At 70.6% G+C, this 18,536-nt stretch carries 19 protein-coding genes and 1 tRNA gene; 9 read left to right on the forward strand and 11 right to left on the reverse strand.

Annotated features, from left to right (window positions below):
• Window positions 1-263 precede the first annotated feature (263 nt).
• Window positions 264-761 carry a DUF3145 domain-containing protein gene (locus tag KFLA_RS12675; protein ID WP_012920188.1) on the forward strand — a complete coding sequence of 166 codons (498 nt, stop codon included), beginning with the start codon at window positions 264-266 and terminating at the stop codon, window positions 759-761.
• Window positions 762-999: 238 nt separating this feature from the next.
• On the opposite strand, the gene KFLA_RS12680 is transcribed toward KFLA_RS12675, so the two are convergent.
• The 6 genes from KFLA_RS12680 to KFLA_RS12705 all read right to left on the reverse strand — a co-directional run bounded on the left by KFLA_RS12680 (window position 1,000) and on the right by KFLA_RS12705 (window position 7,699).
• The gene (locus KFLA_RS12680; protein WP_012920189.1) at window positions 1,000-2,424 is read right to left on the reverse strand and encodes an acyl-CoA carboxylase subunit beta; all 1,425 of its coding nucleotides are present in this window, start codon (window positions 2,422-2,424) and stop codon (window positions 1,000-1,002) included.
• Between the two features lie 106 nt (window positions 2,425-2,530).
• Complete coding sequence (locus tag KFLA_RS12685) at window positions 2,531-3,766, reverse strand: beta-ketoacyl-[acyl-carrier-protein] synthase family protein (RefSeq protein WP_012920190.1); 1,236 nt, start codon at window positions 3,764-3,766, stop codon at window positions 2,531-2,533.
• A gap of 123 nt (window positions 3,767-3,889) precedes the next feature.
• Complete coding sequence (locus tag KFLA_RS12690; RefSeq protein WP_012920191.1) at window positions 3,890-4,138, reverse strand: acyl carrier protein; 249 nt, start codon at window positions 4,136-4,138, stop codon at window positions 3,890-3,892.
• 79 nt (window positions 4,139-4,217) lie between these two features.
• Window positions 4,218-5,216, reverse strand: a complete 999-nt coding sequence (locus tag KFLA_RS12695; RefSeq protein WP_012920192.1) for a beta-ketoacyl-ACP synthase III — start codon at window positions 5,214-5,216, stop codon at window positions 4,218-4,220.
• Window positions 5,216-6,406, reverse strand: coding sequence for an acyltransferase domain-containing protein (locus tag KFLA_RS12700; protein WP_012920193.1), 1,191 nt, complete (start codon window positions 6,404-6,406; stop codon window positions 5,216-5,218). The genes KFLA_RS12695 and KFLA_RS12700 overlap by 1 nt, the downstream gene beginning before the upstream one ends.
• Before the next feature lie 78 nt (window positions 6,407-6,484).
• Window positions 6,485-7,699, reverse strand: coding sequence for a PucR family transcriptional regulator (locus KFLA_RS12705; protein ID WP_012920194.1), 1,215 nt, complete (start codon window positions 7,697-7,699; stop codon window positions 6,485-6,487).
• A 53-nt stretch (window positions 7,700-7,752) separates the two neighbouring features.
• Between KFLA_RS12705 and KFLA_RS12710 the strand changes: the two genes are divergently transcribed.
• Window positions 7,753-8,796, forward strand: coding sequence for a PHP domain-containing protein (locus KFLA_RS12710; RefSeq protein ID WP_041289298.1), 1,044 nt, complete (start codon window positions 7,753-7,755; stop codon window positions 8,794-8,796).
• On the opposite strand, the gene KFLA_RS39310 is transcribed toward KFLA_RS12710, so the two are convergent.
• Window positions 8,793-8,918 carry a hypothetical protein gene (locus KFLA_RS39310; RefSeq protein ID WP_272941296.1) on the reverse strand — a complete coding sequence of 42 codons (126 nt, stop codon included), beginning with the start codon at window positions 8,916-8,918 and terminating at the stop codon, window positions 8,793-8,795. The genes KFLA_RS12710 and KFLA_RS39310 overlap by 4 nt on opposite strands.
• A 44-nt stretch (window positions 8,919-8,962) precedes the next feature.
• Between KFLA_RS39310 and KFLA_RS38805 the strand changes: the two genes are divergently transcribed.
• Window positions 8,963-9,154, forward strand: a complete 192-nt coding sequence (locus KFLA_RS38805; protein ID WP_237706788.1) for a hypothetical protein — start codon at window positions 8,963-8,965, stop codon at window positions 9,152-9,154.
• Complete coding sequence (locus KFLA_RS12715) at window positions 9,151-9,969, forward strand: pirin family protein (RefSeq protein ID WP_237706856.1); 819 nt, start codon at window positions 9,151-9,153, stop codon at window positions 9,967-9,969. Before KFLA_RS38805 ends, KFLA_RS12715 begins: the two co-directional genes overlap by 4 nt.
• Here KFLA_RS12715 and KFLA_RS12720 read toward each other — a convergent pair.
• Together KFLA_RS12720 and KFLA_RS12725 are read right to left on the reverse strand one after the other, a co-directional pair.
• Window positions 9,897-10,472 carry a hypothetical protein gene (locus tag KFLA_RS12720; protein WP_012920196.1) on the reverse strand — a complete coding sequence of 192 codons (576 nt, stop codon included), beginning with the start codon at window positions 10,470-10,472 and terminating at the stop codon, window positions 9,897-9,899. The genes KFLA_RS12715 and KFLA_RS12720 overlap by 73 nt on opposite strands.
• A 73-nt stretch (window positions 10,473-10,545) precedes the next feature.
• Window positions 10,546-11,091, reverse strand: coding sequence for a MarR family winged helix-turn-helix transcriptional regulator (locus KFLA_RS12725; RefSeq protein ID WP_012920197.1), 546 nt, complete (start codon window positions 11,089-11,091; stop codon window positions 10,546-10,548).
• A 79-nt stretch (window positions 11,092-11,170) separates the two neighbouring features.
• On the opposite strand from KFLA_RS12725, the gene KFLA_RS12730 reads away from it, so the two are divergent.
• Together KFLA_RS12730 and KFLA_RS12735 are read left to right on the forward strand one after the other, a co-directional pair.
• Window positions 11,171-12,196: an alpha/beta hydrolase-fold protein gene (locus KFLA_RS12730; protein WP_012920198.1), complete on the forward strand. Its 1,026-nt coding sequence runs from the start codon at window positions 11,171-11,173 to the stop codon at window positions 12,194-12,196.
• 68 nt (window positions 12,197-12,264) lie between these two features.
• Window positions 12,265-12,693 (forward strand): hypothetical protein, encoded by a 429-nt coding sequence (locus tag KFLA_RS12735; RefSeq protein WP_012920199.1) that lies wholly within the window; start codon window positions 12,265-12,267, stop codon window positions 12,691-12,693.
• Here the strand turns inward: KFLA_RS12735 and KFLA_RS12740 are convergent.
• Window positions 12,680-14,176 carry a peptide MFS transporter gene (locus KFLA_RS12740; RefSeq protein WP_012920200.1) on the reverse strand — a complete coding sequence of 499 codons (1,497 nt, stop codon included), beginning with the start codon at window positions 14,174-14,176 and terminating at the stop codon, window positions 12,680-12,682. The two genes, KFLA_RS12735 and KFLA_RS12740, sit on opposite strands and share 14 nt — an antisense overlap.
• A 146-nt stretch (window positions 14,177-14,322) precedes the next feature.
• Window positions 14,323-17,055 (reverse strand): pyruvate dehydrogenase (acetyl-transferring), homodimeric type, encoded by a 2,733-nt coding sequence (gene aceE / locus KFLA_RS12745; RefSeq protein ID WP_237706857.1) that lies wholly within the window; start codon window positions 17,053-17,055, stop codon window positions 14,323-14,325.
• 296 nt (window positions 17,056-17,351) lie between these two features.
• Here aceE and KFLA_RS12750 point away from each other — a divergent pair, with 296 nt between their 5' ends.
• From KFLA_RS12750 to KFLA_RS12760, 3 genes are all read left to right on the forward strand, one after another.
• A complete protein-coding gene (locus KFLA_RS12750) occupies window positions 17,352-17,798 on the forward strand; it encodes a DUF3052 domain-containing protein (protein WP_012920202.1) in 447 nt (148 codons plus the stop codon).
• Window positions 17,795-18,274: a peroxiredoxin gene (locus tag KFLA_RS12755; RefSeq protein WP_012920203.1), complete on the forward strand. Its 480-nt coding sequence runs from the start codon at window positions 17,795-17,797 to the stop codon at window positions 18,272-18,274. The genes KFLA_RS12750 and KFLA_RS12755 overlap by 4 nt, the downstream gene beginning before the upstream one ends.
• Before the next feature lie 14 nt (window positions 18,275-18,288).
• A tRNA-Val gene (locus KFLA_RS12760) sits at window positions 18,289-18,360 on the forward strand.
• Window positions 18,361-18,536 lie beyond the last annotated feature (176 nt).

Raw genomic sequence — 18,536 nt, forward strand, 5'->3', positions numbered from 1 at the left:
GCGGTCTGACGGCCGCGACCACCTCACCGGGACCGTGAACAAGGCACGACCTGTTCGCGGTCCGCGGTCCGTGTTCACGCTTGCCCTGGTGGGGTTTCGGACCGATCGGTGCCGGATTGCGACACGACGGTGATGTAGTTGACACGGCGAGGTGGCTGGTGTCAGCGGGGCCGGTGGTGCAAGATGGGTCTCGCTGTCCGGGACTTTCGAGACCGTGTTCGAGAACGCTGGGGAAGGCGCAGCTCGAGCACAAGGAGGTCCTGGTGGCGACGACTCGTGGCGTTTTGTACGTCCACACGGTGCCGTCAGCGCTGTGCCCGCATGTCGAGTGGGCAGCGGGCGGCATCCTTGGCGTGCCTGTGAAGCTGGACTGGACGCCACAACCGGCGGCCCAGGGCACGTACCGGGCCGAGCTGTCGTGGCAGGCGGAAGCCGGCACGGCGGCGAAGCTGGCGTCGGCCCTGCGCGGATGGCAGAAGCTGCGGTTCGAGGTCACCGAGGAACCCAGCAACGGCGTCGAGGGTGAGCGCTACTCGTTCACGCCGACGCTCGGGGTGTTCCACGCGACGACCGGGGTGCACGGCGACATCATGGTGCCCGAGGACCGGCTGAAGGCCGCGATGCTCAAGGCCGCCAGCGGCGAGGCGGATCTGAGCGAGGAGGTGGAGCGGTTGCTCGGCCGGCCGTGGGACGACGAGCTCGAGCCCTTTCGCTACGCGGGTGACGGTGCTCCGGTCCGCTGGCTGCACCAGGTGGTCTGACCAGTGAATCAACCGCTCGACAAACCTGAGAACTTGGCAAGAATGCCCTGAAGGCAGGAGCTTTCGGCGGCGGTTTGCTCCATGCTGGACCCAGAACTTCCGCAGCCACCGGCTGCGGACCAGGCCGTGGCCGCTGGGCCACCGGGTGTCGGGACACCCCCGGTTGTCGCAAACAGCGGCCGCACCACGTGAAAGGGCGCGAACCCCTCGGGTTCGCGCCCTTTCTGCTGCGGGGAGCTCAGAGCGGGATGTTGCCGTGCCGGCCGCGGACCCGGCCGGTGGACTCCGCGGCGGCGATCGCGGCGGCCAGGGCCGAGCGCGTCTTGGCCGGCTCGACGACCTCGTCGACAACGCCGATCTCGCGGGCCCGCTCGATGCCACCGGCGATCTTCTCGTGCTCGGCGGCCAGCTCGGCCTCGACCTGCGGCCGCAGCTCCACCGGGACCTCGGCCAGCTTGCGCCGGTGCAGGATCCGGATCGCGGCCACCGCGCCCATCACCGCCACCTCGGCCCGCGGCCAGGCGAACACCCGGGTCGCGCCGAGCGAGCGCGCGTTCATCGCGATGTAGGCGCCGCCGTAGGTCTTGCGGGTGACCAGCGTGACCCGCGGTACGACGGACTCCGCGAACGCGTGCAGCAGCTTGGCACCCCGGCGGACGACGCCGTCCCACTCCTGGCCGACCCCCGGCAGGTAGCCCGGGACGTCGACCAGCACGACCATCGGGACGCCGAACGCGTCGCACATCCGGACGAACCGGGCCGCCTTCTCCGCGCTCAGCGCGTCCAGGCAGCCGCCCAGCCGCAACGGGTTGTTGGCGATCACGCCGACCGTGCGCCCGCCGAGCCGGCCGAGCGTGGTGACGATGTTCGGCGCCCACCGCTGGTGCAGCTCGACGCCGGAGTCCTCGTCGAGCACGCCGCCGACCAGCGGATGGACGTCGTACGCGCGCTTGGCCGACTCCGGCAGCAGGCCGGACAGGTCGGTGTCCGGGACGTCGCCGGACACCTCGCCCTGGTTCGCGAACAGGTCGGCCAGCCGGCGGGCCTGCTCGATCGCGGCCGCCTCGGAGTCGGTGGTGATGTGCACGACCCCGGACCGCCGGCCGTGCGGCTCGGGACCGCCCAGCCGCAGCATGTCGACGTCCTCGCCGGTGACCGAGCGAACGACGTCCGGGCCGGTGACGAAGATCCGGCCCTCCGGCCCGAGCACCACCACGTCGGTCAGCGCCGGCCCGTACGCCGCGCCGCCGGCGGCCGGGCCGAGCACCACCGAGATCTGCGGGATCTTGCCCGAGGCCTGGGTCATCTCGAAGAAGATCTTGCCGACCGCGTGCAGGCTGAGCACGCCCTCGGCCAGCCGGGCGCCGCCGGAGTGCCACAACCCGATGATCGGCAGTTCCTCCTGCCGCGCCACCTGGTACGCCGTCACGACCACGTCGCAGCCCGCGTCGCCCATCGCGCCGCCCATCACGGTGGCGTCGGAGCAGAACGCGACCACCGGCGCACCGGAGATCGTGCCGCGGACCGCGAGCATGCCGGACAGGTCGTCCGGGGTGATCAGGTCGAGCGAACCCGGGTCGAGCAGGGCCGTCAGCCGGGCGACCGGGTTACGCGGGTCCTGCTCGCGCGGCAGTTTGGCCGGTTTCACGGGGGCGGTGGTCATGGCATCTCCCGGTGCTCGGAGGAAACAACGCCGGCCGGGTGGCGAGCCGGGGATGTGGGCCGGCCCAGGAAGACCCGGGCCGGCCGAAGGGCTGACGAGCGAGTCGTCACACCGTCTTGAAGGCCAGGGCGACGTTGTGGCCGCCGAAGCCGAAGGAGTTGTTCAGCGCGGCCAGGTCCCCGTCACCCAGCTTGCGCTGCTCGGTGGCGATGTCGAGCTCGACGGCGTCGTCCTGCTTGTCCAGGTTGATGGTGGGCGGAACCACCCGGTGGTGCAGCGCGAGCACGGTCGCGATGGACTCGACCGCACCGGCCGCGCCGAGCAGGTGCCCGAACATCGACTTCGGCGCGGTCGCGACCGCCCGGTCGGCGGCGCTTCCCAGCGCCTTGCGGATCGCCACCGACTCGGCGACGTCACCGGCCGGGGTCGAGGTGGCGTGCGCGTTGATGTGCACGATGTCGTCGGCGGCCAGGTCGCCCTCCTGCAGCGCCATCAGCATCGCCCGCTCCGCGCCGGAACCGGCCGGGTCGGGCTGCACGATGTCGTGGCCGTCGGCGGTGATGCCCGAGCCGGCCAGTTCGGCGTAGATCTTGGCGCCGCGGGCGACCGCGTGCTCGTAGGTCTCCAGCACCAGGATGCCGGCACCCTCGCCGAGCAGGAAGCCGTCCCGGTCGGCGTCCCACGGCCGGGAGGCCCGCTCGGGCTCGTCGTTGCGCCGGCTCAGCGCCATCATCTGGCCGAAGGCGGCCAGCGGCAGGCCGGCGATCGACCCCTCCGCGCCGCCGGCGACGACGATGTCGGCGCGGCCGAGCTGCAGCTGGTCGGCGGCCAGCGCGATCGCGTCGTTGCTGGAGGCGCAGGCCGACACCGGGGTGCGGACACCGGCCAGGGCGCCGAGCTCGAGACCGACGTTGGCGGCGGCCGAGTTCGGCATCAGCATCGGGATCGCCAGCGGCGAGACCCGGCGCGGCCCGTTGCGCAGCGCGTCGTAGTTGGTCAGCGTGGTGAGCAGGCCGCCGATGCCGGTGGCGATCGAGACACCGAGGCGCGTCTTGTCCAGCTCGACGTCGGCCAGACCGGAGTCGGCCCAGGCCTCCCGGGCGGCGACCACCGCGAACTGCGCGTTGCGGTCCAGCCGCCGGGCCTTGACCCGCTCGATGATCTCGGTGGGCTCGACGGCGGCCGGCGCGGCGATCTTGACCGGCAGCTCCTCCACCCAGTCCGCGGTCAGCAGCTTGGCGCCGGACCGGCCGGCCAGCAGCGCCTCCCAGGTGCTGGCGACGTCGCCCCCGACCGGGGTCGTCGCTCCGAGCCCGGTGATCACGACTCGGGTCTTCGACATGGTTACCTCAATCCTTCGGCGGTGCAGCGGGTTCGGGACAACGGGCGATCGGCCCGCGGCCGGTGCTCACCGGGCGGGTGGCCCGGTGAGCGCACGGCTGCCAGCACGATCGAGAGGACTCGATCAGCCGTTCTGGGCGCGCTCGATGAACGCGACCGCGTCGCCGACGGTCTTCAGGTTCTTGACCTCGTCGTCGGGGATCTTCACGCTGAACTTCTCCTCGGCGGCCACCACGACCTCCACCATGGAGAGCGAGTCGACGTCGAGGTCGTCGGTGAAGGACTTGTCCAGCTGGACGTCCTCGACCGGGATGCCCGCGATCTCGTTGACGATCTCGGCGAGGCTGGAGCGGATCTCTTCGGTGCTGGCCATCAGTGTTTGTTCCCTTTCGGATTTCCGGTGTCGTACCTGTGTGCCGGGCCGGCCACCTGAGCCGTCCCGGACGTCTTCGTCACGGCAGGCGAATCACCTGGGCGGCGAAGACCAGGCCCGCGCCGAAGCCGATGATCAGGGCCAGGTCGCCGCTTTTCGCCTCGCCGTTCTCGCGCAGCGTACTGATCGCGAGCGGGACGGAGGCGGCCGAGGTGTTGCCCTGCCGCTCGATGTCGCGGGCCACCGTGACGTGGTCGGGCAGCTTCAGCGTGCGCCGCATCGCGTCGGTGATCCGCATGTTCGCCTGGTGCGGCACGAACAGGTCCAGGTCCTCGGCCTTCACGCCGGCCACGTCCAGCGCCTGCTGCGCGGTCTTGGCCATCTCGAACGACGCCCAGCGGAACACCGGGTTGCCGTCCATCGTGAGGTGCGGCCACTGGTAGCTGCCGGACGCCTCCTGCCAGGACTCCTTCTGGCTGATCACGTGGTGCTGGGTGCCGTCCGAGCCCCACACGACCGGGCCGATGCCGGCCTCGTCGGACGGGCCGACCACGGCCGCGCCGGCGCCGTCGGCGAAGATGAACGCCGTACCGCGGTCGGTCCGGTCGGTGATGTCGCTGAGCCGCTCGACGCCGATCACCAGCACGTACTTCGCGCTGCCGCCGCGGACCAGGTCGTTGGCCAGCGCGATGCCGTAGCAGAAGCCGGCGCAGGCGGCCGAGATGTCGAAGGCGGCGGCCGTCGGCGCGCCGACCGCGACGGCGATCTGGGTCGCGATCGCGGGGGTCTGGTAGAGGTGCGTGACGGTGGCGACGACGACGCAGCCGATCTGGGCCGGGTCGACGCCGGCGTCGGCCAGCGCCTCCTTGGCGGCCTCGGTCGACATCATCAGCACGGTCTCGTCGGCCTCGGCCCAGCGCCGCTCCTTGATCCCGGAGCGGGTCTGGATCCACTCGTCGCTGGAGTCGATGTGCTCGAGGATCTCCGAGTTCGGCACGACCCGGCGGGGGCGGTAGGAGCCGAGCCCGAGAACGGCGGCGTGCTCGGCGCCGGTGGACGTGCTGATCGGGGCGCTCATCAGTTCACCGCGCTCGGGTGCAGGCGGACCAGGGGCTGCCCCGGCGCGACCGGGTCACCTTCCTCGACCAGCCACTCCACCACGATGCCGCCGTGCGGGGCGCGCACCTCCAGCTCGTCGCGCAGACTCTTCACGGTCGCCACCACCTCACCGGCTTCTACGGTGTCACCCGGTTCACGGGTGACCTGGGACTCGCGGGTGAACGTGCCCTTCATCGGCGCGACCAGCAGCCGCCAGGTCGGCGAGGCGTCGATCTCCGAGGGGCTGCCGTGCTTGTCGACGAACGCGCGGGCGTCGTCCAGCTGGTCCGGCGTCTTCAGGGCGAACGTCTCGACGCCTTTGAGCACGCGCTTGGCGATCCCGGTCAGGGTGCCGGCCGGGGTCATCTCCAGGATGCCGGTGACCTGCAGGTCGGCCATCGTCTGCATGCACAGGTCCCAGCGGACCGGCGCGTTGACCTGCTGCACGAGCCGCTGCAGCACGTCGCGGCCGTCGTGCACGATCTGGCCGTCCCGGTTCGAGATCAGCCGGCTGCGCGGGTCGTGCGTGGTGATCGAGCGGGCGTAGCCGGCCAGCGTCCGGACGGCGGGCTCCATGTGCTTGGTGTGGAACGCACCGGCCACCGAGAGCGGTACCAGCCGGGTCTTCGCGGGCGGGTCGGCGGCCAGCGCGGCCAGCTCCTCGACCGTGCCGGCGGCAACGATCTGGCCGGGGCCGTTGTCGTTGGCGGCGGTCAGCCCGTACTGCTCGAGCTTGGCCAGGATCTCGTCCCGGTCGCCGCCGAGCACCGCGGTCATCGAGGTCGCGGTCTGTGCGGCCGCGGCGGCCATCGCCTTGCCGCGCTCGCGGACCAGGACCATCGCCTGCTCGGCGCTGATCACGCCGGCGCCGACGGCCGCGGCGATCTCGCCGACGCTGTGGCCGGCCAGCGCGCCCATCTTGGTGAACGCGTCGCCGGGGTGCGGGAACACCGCCAGCGCGGCCAGCATGCTGGAGGCTACCAGCAGCGGCTGGGCGATCGCGGTGTCGCGGATGGTGTCCGCGTCGGCCTTGGTGCCGTAGTGGGCGAGGTCGAGACCGGCCACCGCGGACAGCCAGTGCAGCCGGTTCTCGAAGACGGGATCCTCCAGCCACGGCTCGAGGAATCCTGGGGCTTGGGCGCCCTGTCCGGGCGCGACGATGACGAGCACGTGACAACTCTCCCTGAGCCGGGCCGTCCGCGGACCGGAAGGCAGCACGAATTCTACCGCCCCGACTTTGTGGGAAACCTACAAAACGTGCGCACCCGGTTCCGGGTTGAGCAGGCGACCCAGGGCCAGTGCGACACGAAGTGTGAAAGCGTCGCGGGGGTTGCCCGGCGCGTAGCCGGTCAGGTCGCCGACCCGCTTCAGCCGGTACCGGACGGTGTTGGGATGGATGAACATCACCCGGGCCGTGGCCTCGATCGAACCTCCCGAGTCCAGGTACGCCGCGACCGTGTCGAGCAGCACTCCGTCGCCCATCGTGAGCGGGCCGTACACCTCGGTGGCCAGTTGCCGGCGAGCGTGACCGTCACCCGACAGGGACCGCTCGGGCAGCAGTTCGTCGGCCTGCACCGGGCGCGGCGCACCGGGCCAGGCGGGCGCGGCACGCAGTCCGGCGACCGCTGCCCGGGCCGAGGTGACCGCGGCCATCAGGTCCGGCACCACCGGTCCGACGACGATCGGTCCCGGTCCGAACCAGCGCTCCAGCTTTTGTACGATCTCGACAGGTTTGCTCGTACCCCCGAGTACCACCACCAGCCGGTCGCCCTGCATCGCGCAGAGTGCGTCCGCCCCGGCTTCCCGGGCCGCGTGCCGGACCGCGTCGGCCACGTTCGCCGTCCCGGACTCGGCCGGCTGGGCCCGGCCGACCACCACCGCGACCTCCGACGAACCTCCCGCGCCCGACACCGCCGTACCGGTCCAGCCCAGCGCCGAGGCGCGGGAGCGGACCGACTCGTCCGCCTCGCCGCGGATCACCGAGTCGACCACCAGGGCCTCCAGCCGGGCGTCCCACGCGCCGCGCATCTCGGCCGCCTGCGCGTAGACCGTGGCCGCCGCGAACGCCACCTCGCGGGCGTAGCGCTGCATCGCCTCCCGGACCACCGGTACGTCGGCGGGCGGCAGCAGGTCGCCGATGGTGTTCTCGATCATCTCGATCGTGGTCCGGACCAGGTCGACGGTCTGGTGCAGGCTGATCACCCGGGTGAACTCCCGCGGCGCCGAGCCGAACATCCGGGTCGGCATCGACGAGTGCGCCTCGGGGTCGCGGAACCAGTCGACGAACGCGGTGATGCCGGACTGCGCCACCAGCCCGATCCAGGACCGGTCCTGCGCCGACAGCTTGCCGAACCAGGGCAGCTTCTCGTCCATCGCCGTGATCGCCGCCGTCGACAGGGCGCCGGTCGCGTTCTGCAGCCGCTCGGCGCGTGCCGCGTGCGCGTTCCGCTCACCCTTCGCCACGGCACGACCATAGCTCGCCCGGGTTGTCCCCCCGACCCGCCATGATGGGGTCCATGAGCGACAAGGCTGGGGTGGTGGCGGCGGTCGAGGCGTTGCGGGCGATCGGGTACTACCTGGAGCGCGACCGGCAGCCGACCCACCGGGTGAAGGCGTACCGGCGGGCGGCGGACACGATCGAGGCGTTGCCCGCGGCCGAGGTCCGGGCCCGGCGCCGGGCCGGCACGCTGACCGAGCTGCCGGGTATCGGGCCGAAGACCGAGGCGGTGATCGTCGAGGCGATGGACGGCGCCACCCCGGCGTACCTGGTGAAGCTGGAGCAGGGCGCCGAGGACCTGACGAAGGCCGGTACGGCGCTGCGGTCGGCGCTGAAGGCCGATCTGCACCTGCACTCCGACTGGTCCGACGGCGGCAGCCCGATCGAGGAGATGGCCCGGACGGCGGCCCGGCTCGGGCACCGCTACATGGCACTGACCGACCACTCGCCCCGGCTGACGGTGGCCAACGGCCTGTCCCGGGAGCGCCGGCTGCAGCAGCTCGACGTCGTTGCCGAGCTCAACAAGAAGCTGGCCGACGAGCTGGACGGCTTCACCATCCTGAACGGCATCGAGGTCGACATCCTGGACGACGGGTCGCTGGACTGCGACACCGAGATCCTGGCCCGGCTCGACCTCGTCGTCGCCAGCGTGCACTCCAAGCTGCGGATGGCCTCGGAGCCGATGACCGAGCGGATGGTCCGTGCGATCGCCAACCCGCACGTCGACGTGCTCGGCCACTGCACGGGCCGGCTGGTCACCGGCGGCCGCGGCACCCGGCCGGAGTCCGACTTCGACGCCGAGGTGGTGTTCGAGGCCTGCCGCCAGTTCGGCACCGCGGTGGAGATCAACTCCCGCCCCGAACGCCTCGACCCACCCAAGCGCCTGCTGACCCTGGCGGTCGAGACCGGCTGCCAGTTCTCGATCGACACCGACGCGCATGCCCCCGGCCAGCTCGACTGGCAGGTCTACGGCTGCGAACGCGCCGAGGAGTGCGGCGTCGACCCCGACTCGGTGATCAACACCTGGGACCAGCAGGCCCTGCTGGACTGGACCAACTCCTAGGTCCGCTGCTCGGAGTGCTCGCGACGCCCGGCGCGTCGGACAGCGCCGGGTCGAGCTCGTCGTACGGCCAGTTGCTCGGCGTCGTCGGGGGCGAGGTCCCGAAGGTCCAGGACGTCGTGCACGGGTGCTCCTCCAGCGATCACAGGTCGGAGTCCATACTCGTGCAATGAGCGATCTGGAGAAGGACCCGGCCGAACTGCTCTGCGCGTCGCAGGCCGACGGTCCGGTGCTCGAGCTGCTGGCGCCGCGCGAAGTGGTGCTCGGCCGGACCACCAAGGTGCGCAGGTTGCTGCCGAACAAGAACCGCCGGATGTCGGCGCCTGGTGCTTCGTCGACCACTACGGCCCCGACGACCTGACCGCGCGCGTCGACCCGTACGACGGGCCGGGGGAGCGCGGCATGCTGGTGCCACCCCATCCGCACACCAGCCTGCAGACCGTGAGCTGGTTGTTCGCCGGCGAGATCGAGCACCGCGACTCGGCCGGATCGCACGCGATGGTCCGGCCCGGCGAGCTGAACATCATGACCTCGGGGCCGGGCATCGCCCACTCGGAGGTGACGCTGCCGTCGGCACCGCCGCTGCTGCACGGCGCCCAGCTCTGGGTCGCGCTGCCCGACGCGGAGCGGAACACGGTGACGCCGGCCTTCAGTGCGTACGCCGACCTGCCGGTGCTCGACCTCGACGGCGCCCGCGGGACCGTGATGGTCGGCACCGTCGGCGGCGTCACCTCACCCGCGCCCGCCTACACCCCGCTGGTCGGCGCGGACCTGCTGCTCGAACCCGGCCGGACCGTCACGGTTCCGCTCACGCCGGAGTTCGAGTACGCCGTCCTGGTGGTCGACGGGTCGCTGCGCGTCGGTGACCTCACTCCGGCGTTCGGGGAGATGGCGTACTTCGGGACCGGCCGGGACGCGATCGAGCTGGCGGCGTCGTCCGGGGGAGCGCGCTGCCTGCTGCTCGGCGGCGAGCCGTTCGACGAGCAGCTGGTGATGTGGTGGAACTTCATCGGGCGCTCGCACGAGGAAGTGGTGGCCGCGCGCACCGAGTGGATGGCGTCGATCGAGGCCGGCGGCTCGGACCGGTTCCCGGCCGTGGCCGGCTACGTCGGTGACCCGCTGCCGGCCCCACCGCTGCCCGGAACCCGGCTGAAACCGCGGCCTCGGGCGCGCTGAACGGTCGTCACCCGGCGCCGGTAGTAGGCCCAGGTCAGCACCAGCAAGGCCGGGCCCCACAGCTGGAGCGGGGCGTAGCAGGCGATCATCAAGGCAGCTCCGGCGTCGGAGGCGAACGGCAGGAAGTCACCGCTGAACGCGTCCCGGAAGCCGTAGGTCCAGATCGCGATCAGGCTGAGGCCGCCGAGGGTGGCCGGCACGATGGCGGCGTACGGCGCGACCCGGCGGCCGCCCAGCCAGGGGATCCAGCCCGGCACGACCTCGCCCCAGCGGCGGACCAAACCGAACGCGGTCAGCGCGACGGCTTCCGAGAACAGCGTCAGACAGACGATGTAGACGTGCTCACCCCACCCGTGCAGCTGCGCCGGCCGGCCCCCGTCGTCCAGCATGCCCATCGAGGAGCCGGCCACCAGGCCCAGCCGCCACAGCCCCGACGGCAGCACCAGGAACGGGATGAGGTGGGCGAGCCGATTCGCCCACGGTGGTACTGGGTTCTCTGTCATGCCTCCAGCCTGTCGGGTCCCACGCGCTGGACCCTCACCCCCGCGAGGGAGCAGCCTCCCTCTCCCGAGTGGTTCAGTGCTCCGGGCGCTGGACCGATCGCGGGACGACCATCAGCTCCGTGCCGTCCTTCTCGCTTGCCAGTACCACCTTGCGGAGCAGCCGGACCAGAGTTCGACGTTCGCTTTCGGACAGTGGGGCGAGCAGCAGTCCCTCCGCGTCTGCCTGCGAGCCGATTGCGGATTCCCAGGCCCGGTGTCCCTGGTCGGTGAGCACCACGACCACGCTGCGGCGGTCGGCCCGGTCCCGGGCCCGTTCGACCAGGCCGGCCCTGGTCAGTCGGTCGAGTCGGTGGGTCAGCGTGGCCGGATGCGTGTCCAGTGCGATGGCCAGAGCGGTCGGCGTCACCTGGTACGGCGGTCCGGCGGCGCGCAACTGCCAGAGGATGTCGTACTCCCAGCTGAGCAGTCCCAGTTCGCCGAGGGCCTCGGTGCGCCGGCGCTGCAGGTGCCGGACCAGCATCTGCATCCGGGTGACGACACCTTCGACGTCGGGATCGAGGCCGGGCACCTCCGCGCGCCAGTAGGCGATGTGGCGGTCGATCGAGTCCCGGGCCGGCATGGACAGATCGTAGCTTCGATCCACTACTATGATTTCATAATAAAAACTTTGATTTCATAGAATCGAGGGGACGTCGCCGATGGATGTGACCGGTTTCGAGCTCGCCGGACGACTGGACCAGCAAGTGATCGACAGTGCCCTGCTGCGTGGCAACCCGCTCGGTGATCCGCACCGCCGCCCGGTGTGGGTCTACCTGCCGCCGGGCTACGACGGGTCGGAGCAGCGCTACCCGGTCACGTACGTGCTGCTGGGCTTCGGTGGCACCTTGCCGCTGTGGCGCAACCGGATGCCGTTCCGGCGCCCGGTGCCCGAACTGATCGACCGGATCTTCGCGCGGGGCGAGGCACCACCGATGATCCTGGTGTTCGTCGACGCGATGACGAAGTACGGAGGCAGCCAGTACGTCGACTCGGCCGGCACCGGGCGGTACCACTCGTACCTGTGCGACGAGGTGGTGAACTGGGTCGACACCCGCTACCGGACGATCGCCGACCGGCGGCACCGGGCGATCGCCGGGAAGTCCAGTGGCGGGCTGGGCGCGATGATCACGCCGATGCTCCGACCGGATCTGTTCGGTGCGCTGGCCACCCACTCCGGCGATGCGTTGTCCGAGGCGCAGTACATCCCGCACTTCCTGCACGCGGTGCGGCACCTGCGAGCCTACGACGGCGACATCTTCCGCTGGTGGCACGACTTCAGTACCAGGGTGGCTTTCACCAAGCCCGAGGACGAGCGCCTGCTCGAGCTGCTCGGGGTGTCGGCGTGCTTCTCACCCGGACCTGACGGAACTCCGGAACTTCCCTTCGACCCCCACACGGGGCAGTTGCGTGCGGACGTCTGGGAGCGGTGGCTGCGCTGGGACCCGGTCCGGATGGCACCGGCTCATGCTTCGACGCTTCGCTCGCTCCGAGCGATCTGGATCGATGCCGGCACCAGCGACGAGTGGTTTCTCGACCTCGGTGCCGAAGCGCTCCACCGGAGCCTGCGAGTGGCCGGCGTCAGCGACGAACGCATGCATTTCGAACTGTTCGACGGCGGGCATCGCGCCGTCGAGTACCGTCAGCCGCTGGCGCTCGCTTGGCTGGCGCATCAACTGTCTGCTTAGCACAGCATCGTCGCGGCAGGATGCTGTCACGGCCCCCCGGGGCGCGATCGGCCACTAGCGTCGCGGCCATGGTTCGACGGGCCGGGGTGATGGTCGTACTGCTCGCGCTGGGCCTGTCCGGTTGCACCGGCGACGACCCCGCCGACGGGTCGCCGGAGACCGGAATCCAAATCGTCATCACCAACGAGAGCGGCAACGACCTGTCGGGCGTCGTCGCGCCCTCGCTGCGCGGTCTGCGGCGCACCGGAGGTCAGCCCGACGTCGCCCTGATCGGCGGCGACATCCCCGGCTGCCGGGAGAACGTCGCCGCGCCGGACGACTTCGACCACAAGGGCGCGACCTGGGTGGTGTGCGAGTTCGAGGTGTCGTCCGCGGCCCGGCCGGTCCGCACGATCGCGTACGACGAACCGCCGTACGGTGTGGAGCCCCGGCTCTTCGACGATCCGCCGCCGCGGTTCAACCAGTACTACGGCCTGGGCGCGATCACCTGGCGCTGACCTCGGTGCTGCTCGAGGTGCGCGGATCGGTGTGCCGGCGGATCCAGGGCGACAGGAAGTAGAGCGCCAGCGCGAACACCGTCGTCACCGCCGCCAGCCCACCGAAGTACGCCGTGTCGGAGGTGTTCTCGGTCGCTTGCACCAGCTGCGCCGTGATCGCCTGCCCGGCGGCCGGGGCGAGGAACCACAGCGCCATCATCTGGCTGAGGAACGCCTTCGGAGCCAGCACGGTGGTCGCCGCCAGGCCCACCGGCGACAGGAACAGCTCACCGAGGGTCTGGATCACGTAGACCAGGACCAGCCACAGCGGCGAGGCCAGGCCGTCGCCGGTGACCGCCGACGCGACGCTCATCACGGCGAACGAGATGCCGGCCAGCAGCAGCCCGGTCGCGAACTTCTGGCCGATGCCCGGGCCGCGGTCCCCGAGCCTGATCCAGACCACCGCGAACACCGGTGCCAGCACGATGATCGTGAACGGGTTGACCGACTGGAAGAACTCCGGCGAGATCGAGAGCCCGAACAGCTCGAGCGCCGTCCGGTCGGCGGCGAACGTGGTCAGCGTGGTCGCGGCCTGCTCGAAGACCATGAAGAACAGCATCGCCGCGACGAACAGCGGGATGTACGCCCGGACCTGCCGGCGCTCCCGCGGCGTCACCAGCGGGCTGCGCAGCAGCATGGTGAAGTAGGCGATCGGCGCCAGGAAGCACAGGTACGAGATCGCGTCGACCACCGGCTTCGGGCCGAGCCCGCCGGAGCGCCACGCCGACCAGGCGAAGACGGCCAGCAGCAGCGCGGCCACCGCGCCGGTGACCTTCAGCATCGTGGGGCGGTCCTCGGCGGTGAGCGGGTTCGGCGGGGTGTCGCCGCGGCCGTGCAGGGTCCGCCGGCCGAGCACGTACGCGACCAGCGCCAGCGTCATCCCGACCGCGGCCGCCGCGAAGGCGACGTGGAAGCCGAACTCGCGGCGCAGGAAGCCGACCACGAACGGCGCGCTGAACGAGCCCAGGTTGATGCCCAGGTAGAAGATCGAGAACGCCGAGTCGCGCCGCTCGTCGCCGGCCTCGTAGAGGGTGCCGACCATCGCCGACACGTTCGGCTTGAGCAGACCGGTGCCCACGGCAACCAGTGCGATGCCGAGGTACGCCGTACCGTTGGCCGGCAGTGCCAGGCACAGGTGCCCGGCGACGATCACCGCCCCGCCGTACAGCACGGTCTTGCGGGCGCCGACGACCCGGTCGGCGAGCAAGCCGCCGAGCACCGACAACAGGTAGACCGAGGCGCCGTAGATCGACACCACCGCCTCGCCGAGCGACTGCCCCAGCCCCAGGCCGTGCGCCTGGTCGGTCAGGTACAGCAGCAGGATCGCGCGCATCCCGTAGTAGCTGAACCGCTCCCACAACTCGGTGGTGAACAGCGTTTTCAGTCCGCGTGGGTGCCCGAAGAAGGTGCGCTCCTGGTCCACGTCCGGTCGTGGTGCCGACACGTTCGACTACTCCCCGTGACTCTGGATAAAAGAACACCCGACGATATCGGTTGGGTTCAGCAACCATTTCCCGGGGGTCGTCAGCGGCCGGAACGGCGAACGGGCCGCCCCGCAGAGGGACGGCCCGTTCGTGCGGCGGCAGCGCGTCAGGCGCCGGCGCCCTCCTGCTTCACGCCGGCGACCGCGGTCGGGTCGTCGATGCGGTACTTGCGGGCGGCCTCGGCGGCCACCTCGCGCTTGACGTCCCCGCGCTTGGCCAGGATCTCCAGGGTGGCGACCACGATCGACTCGGCGTCGACGTGGAAGTGCCGGCGCGCCGCGGCGCGGGTGTCGGCCAGGCCCCAGCCGTCGGTGCCGAGCGAGGTGTAGTCGTTCGGGACCCAGCGCGAGATCTGGTCCTGCACCGCGCGCATGAAGTCGCTGACCGCGACGACCGGACCCTTGGTGTCCTTCAGCTGCTCGGTGACGAACGGAACCCGCTCGTCCTCGTCCGGGTGCAGCAGGTTGTACTCCTCCGCGGCGATGGCGTCGCGGCGCAGCTCGTTCCACGAGGTGACCGACCAGATGTCGGCGGCCACCGAGTACTGCTCGGCAAGGATCTGCTGGGCCTTGCGGACCCACGGCAGCGCCACGCCGGACCCGAGCAGCTGCACCCGCGGCACGTCGTCGCCCTCGGCGGTCTCGTACTCGCTGAACAGGTACATGCCCTTGAGCAGCGCCGCGACGTCGAGGTTCTCCGGTTCCGCGGGCTGTGGCACCGGCTCGTTGTAGACGGTCAGGTAGTAGAAGACGTCCTCGCCGAACGGCGCGGACTCGTCCAGCCCGTAGCCGTACATCCGGCGCAGGCCGTCCTTGACGATGTGCGCCACCTCGTAGGCGAAGCCCGGGTCGTAGTGCACGGCCGCCGGGTTCGTCGAGGCGAGCAGCGGCGAGTGCCCGTCGGCGTGCTGCAGGCCCTCACCGGTCAGCGTCGTCCGGCCGGCGGTCGCGCCGATCAGGAAGCCGCGGCCGAGCTGGTCGCCCAGCGCCCAGAGCTGGTCGCCGGTGCGCTGGAACCCGAACATCGAGTAGAAGATGTAGAACGGGATCATCGGCTCGCCGTGCGTCGCGTACGCCGTACCGGCGGCGATCATCGAGCCCATCGCACCGGCCTCGCTGATGCCCTCGTGCAGCAGCTGGCCCTTCTCGGACTCCTTGTACGACAGCAGCAGCTCGCGGTCGACCGACTCGTAGGTCTGCCCGTGCGGCGAGTAGATCTTCGCCGTCGGGAACATCGAGTCCATGCCGAACGTGCGGTACTCGTCCGGCGCGATCGGCACGATCCGGTGCCCGATCTCCGGGTCCTTCATCAGGTCGCGGAACAGCCGCACCAGCGCCATCGTGGTGGCCACCGGTGTCTTCTCGCTGCCCTTGCTGAGCGGCTTGTAGACGGCGTCACCAGGCAGCTTCAGCGTCGTCTTCGGCGCCACCCGCCGCTCGGGCAGGAAACCGCCGAGCTGCTGGCGCCGCTCCATCATGTACTGGTACTCCGGCGAGTCGGTGCCGGGGTGGAAGTACGGCGGGTTGTAGGCGTCCTCGAGGTCCTTGTCCTCGATCGGCAGGTAGAGCCGGTCGCGGAACAGCTTCAGGTCGTCCGAGGTCAGCTTCTTCATCTGGTGGGTCGCGTTGCGGCCCTCCAGCGCCTCGATCGTCCAGCCCTTGATGGTCTGGGCCAGGATCACCGTCGGCTGGCCGACGTGTTCGGTGGCGCTCTTGAACGCGGCGTACACCTTGCGGTAGTCGTGGCCGCCGCGGGGCAGCTTGCGCAGGTCCTCGTCGGACAGGTTGCGGACCATCGCCTGCAGCCGCTGGTCGCCACCGAAGAAGTTGTTCCGGATGTACTCGCCGGACTCCACCGAGTAGGTCTGGAACTGGCCGTCCGGGGTGGTGTTCATCTTGTTCACCAGCGCGCCGTCGTGGTCCTGCGCCAGCAGCGCGTCCCACTCGCGGCCCCAGATCACCTTGATCACGTTCCAGCCGGCGCCGCGGAAGAACGCCTCCAGCTCCTGGATCACCTTGCCGTTGCCACGGACCGGGCCGTCCAGCTGCTGCAGGTTGCAGTTGATCACGAACGTGAGGTTGTCGAGCTCCTCGCGGGCGGCCAGGCCGATCGCGCCGAGCGACTCCGGCTCACCCATCTCGCCGTCACCGAGGAAGGCCCAGGTGTGCTGCTGGGAGGTGTCCTTGATGCCGCGGTTGTGCAGGTACCGGTTGAACCGGGCCTGGTAGATCGAGTCCAGCGCGGCCAGTCCCATGGAGACCGTGGGGTACTCCCAGAAGTCCGGCATCAGCCGCGGGTGCGGGTACGACGACAGGCCCTGCTGCGGGCCGCGGGAGACCTCCTGGCGGAACCCGTCCAGCTGGTCGGCCGACAGCCGGCCCTCGAGGAAGGCGCGCGCGTAGATACCGGGGGAGGCGTGGCCCTGGATGAAGATCTGGTCGCCGCCGCCCGGGTGGTCCTTGCCCCGGAAGAAGTGGTTGAACCCGACCTCGTACAGGCTCGCCGCGGACTGGTAGGTGGCGATGTGGCCGCCGACCTCCAGGCCCTTGCGGTTGGCCTTGCTCACCATCACCGCGGCGTTCCACCGGATGAAGGCCCGGATCCGCCGTTCGATGTGCTCGTCACCGGGGAACCACGGCTCGCGCTCGGGCGGGATCGAGTTGATGTAGTCGGTGCTCCGCAGCGCGGGGACGCCGACCTGCCGCTCCCGGGCCCGCTCGATCAGCTTGAGCATCAGGTAACGCGCGCGCGACTTGCCGCGCTCGTCCAGCACGGCGTCGAGCGACTCGACCCACTCGCGTGTCTCGTCGGGGTCGATGTCGGGGAGCTGGGTCGGCATCCCCTCGGTGATGATGGCTGGTGGTTCGTGTCCGGAAGCCACGGTGTCCTGCCGTTCTGTCTAGTAGGTCCTCCAAGTAATCCTGTCACCTGTTCGGAATGCGTTCTACTTCGCGTCCCTTCCGGCGCAGGTTCCGGTCCCGACCGCTGGGTCATACCGGACACGAACAGTCTGCGGCACGCGCATACCGGACACGCCACGGAACCCTCGTGCATACTTGCGCGACGCGGTAGGCCACGATGGACTACTGCTACTGACGCCTACCCCCGGGTTGCGGGGACGACGGAGGAGGACACGTGAGCGCGACCGCGGACCACGCGGACGGCAAGAGCGGCGAGCCGAACATGGCGAGCCGGCTCGGCTTGGAGAGCGGCTGGGTCGTGCAGGAGCTCGGCTACGACGAGGACTGCGACGACGCCCTTCGCGACGCCATCCAGGAAGTGACCGGCGAACCGTTCGTCGGCGACGACACCGATGACGTCGTGGACGTCGTCCTGCTCTGGTTCCGGGAGGACGACGGCGACCTCGTGGACGCGCTGTTCGACGTCCTGACCGACCTCAAGGCCGGCGGCGTCGTGTGGCTGATGACGCCCAAGGTGGGCCGGGACGGCTACGTCGACGCCAGCGACATCGCCGAGGCGGCACCGACCGCCGGGCTGTCGACGACCAGCAGCCTGACTGTCACCGACGACTGGGCCGCGACCAAACTGGTGATGCCGAAGTCGCCACGAGTCAAGAAGTGAGCCCCGCTGCCGTCCCCGTGGTCGGCAGCCTGGCTCCGGACTTCACCGCACGCACCCAGCACGGTGAACCGGTGCGGCTCTCGGACCTCCGGGGGCGGCGGCCGGTCGTCGTGGTGTTCTACCCGTACGCCTTCAGCCGGGTCTGCACCAGTGAACTGGGTGCGCTGCGGGACCGGCCCGACCTGCTCGCCGCGGCCGAGTTCCTGGCCGTGTCCTGCGACCCGATGTTCACCCTGCGCGCGTACGCCGAGGCGGAGCGGCTGGAGTTCGCGCTGCTCAGCGACTTCTGGCCGCACGGCGCGATCGCCTCGTCGTACGGGGTGTTCGATGCCGACCGCGGCTGCGCGCTGCGCGGCACCTTCGTGATCGATCCCGACGGGGTCGTGCGGTGGTCGGTGGTCAACCCGAACGCCGACGCGCGGGACCCCGACGACTACGCCCGGGCCCTGGCCGAACTGGGGTGCGGACTCGGGTAAACTGCGTCGCTCCCGGGTGCTTAGCTCAGCGGTAGAGCGCTTCCCTTACAAGGAAGATGTCGGGGGTTCGATCCCCTCAGCACCCACCCTTTTCCCGCCGGTCGGCGACTTCTGGCCAGTCGGTCCGCCGGCCGTATCGTTGCGGCCGGACGCTCGTTGTTCACAGTGCCGGCGCTGACGGATTCTTAACCTTCGGGTGCCGGTAACGGACTCCTCCAGGCACCGCCGTGGCTGGTAGGGTTCACGGCTGTCGGTCGGCACG

The sequence above is a fragment of the Kribbella flavida DSM 17836 genome, assembly GCF_000024345.1.
Taxonomy (GTDB): Bacteria; Actinomycetota; Actinomycetes; order Propionibacteriales; family Kribbellaceae; genus Kribbella; species Kribbella flavida.

What these genes read in the sequence shown, in the direction of transcription:
- KFLA_RS12735 (WP_012920199.1), top strand. Translation starts at nt 12,265, where the DNA reads ATGGTTCGACGGGCCGGGGTGATGGTCGTACTGCTCGCGCTGGGCCTG.
- KFLA_RS12730 (WP_012920198.1), top strand. Translation starts at nt 11,171, where the DNA reads ATGGATGTGACCGGTTTCGAGCTCGCCGGACGACTGGACCAGCAAGTG.
- KFLA_RS12680 (WP_012920189.1), bottom strand. Translation starts at nt 2,424, where the DNA reads ATGACCACCGCCCCCGTGAAACCGGCCAAACTGCCGCGCGAGCAGGAC.
- KFLA_RS12685 (WP_012920190.1), bottom strand. Translation starts at nt 3,766, where the DNA reads ATGTCGAAGACCCGAGTCGTGATCACCGGGCTCGGAGCGACGACCCCG.
- KFLA_RS12720 (WP_012920196.1), bottom strand. Translation starts at nt 10,472, where the DNA reads ATGACAGAGAACCCAGTACCACCGTGGGCGAATCGGCTCGCCCACCTC.
- KFLA_RS12690 (WP_012920191.1), bottom strand. Translation starts at nt 4,138, where the DNA reads ATGGCCAGCACCGAAGAGATCCGCTCCAGCCTCGCCGAGATCGTCAAC.
- KFLA_RS12695 (WP_012920192.1), bottom strand. Translation starts at nt 5,216, where the DNA reads ATGAGCGCCCCGATCAGCACGTCCACCGGCGCCGAGCACGCCGCCGTT.
- KFLA_RS12725 (WP_012920197.1), bottom strand. Translation starts at nt 11,091, where the DNA reads ATGCCGGCCCGGGACTCGATCGACCGCCACATCGCCTACTGGCGCGCG.
- KFLA_RS38805 (WP_237706788.1), top strand. Translation starts at nt 8,963, where the DNA reads ATGAGCGATCTGGAGAAGGACCCGGCCGAACTGCTCTGCGCGTCGCAG.
- aceE (WP_237706857.1), bottom strand. Translation starts at nt 17,055, where the DNA reads ATGCCGACCCAGCTCCCCGACATCGACCCCGACGAGACACGCGAGTGG.
- KFLA_RS12710 (WP_041289298.1), top strand. Translation starts at nt 7,753, where the DNA reads ATGAGCGACAAGGCTGGGGTGGTGGCGGCGGTCGAGGCGTTGCGGGCG.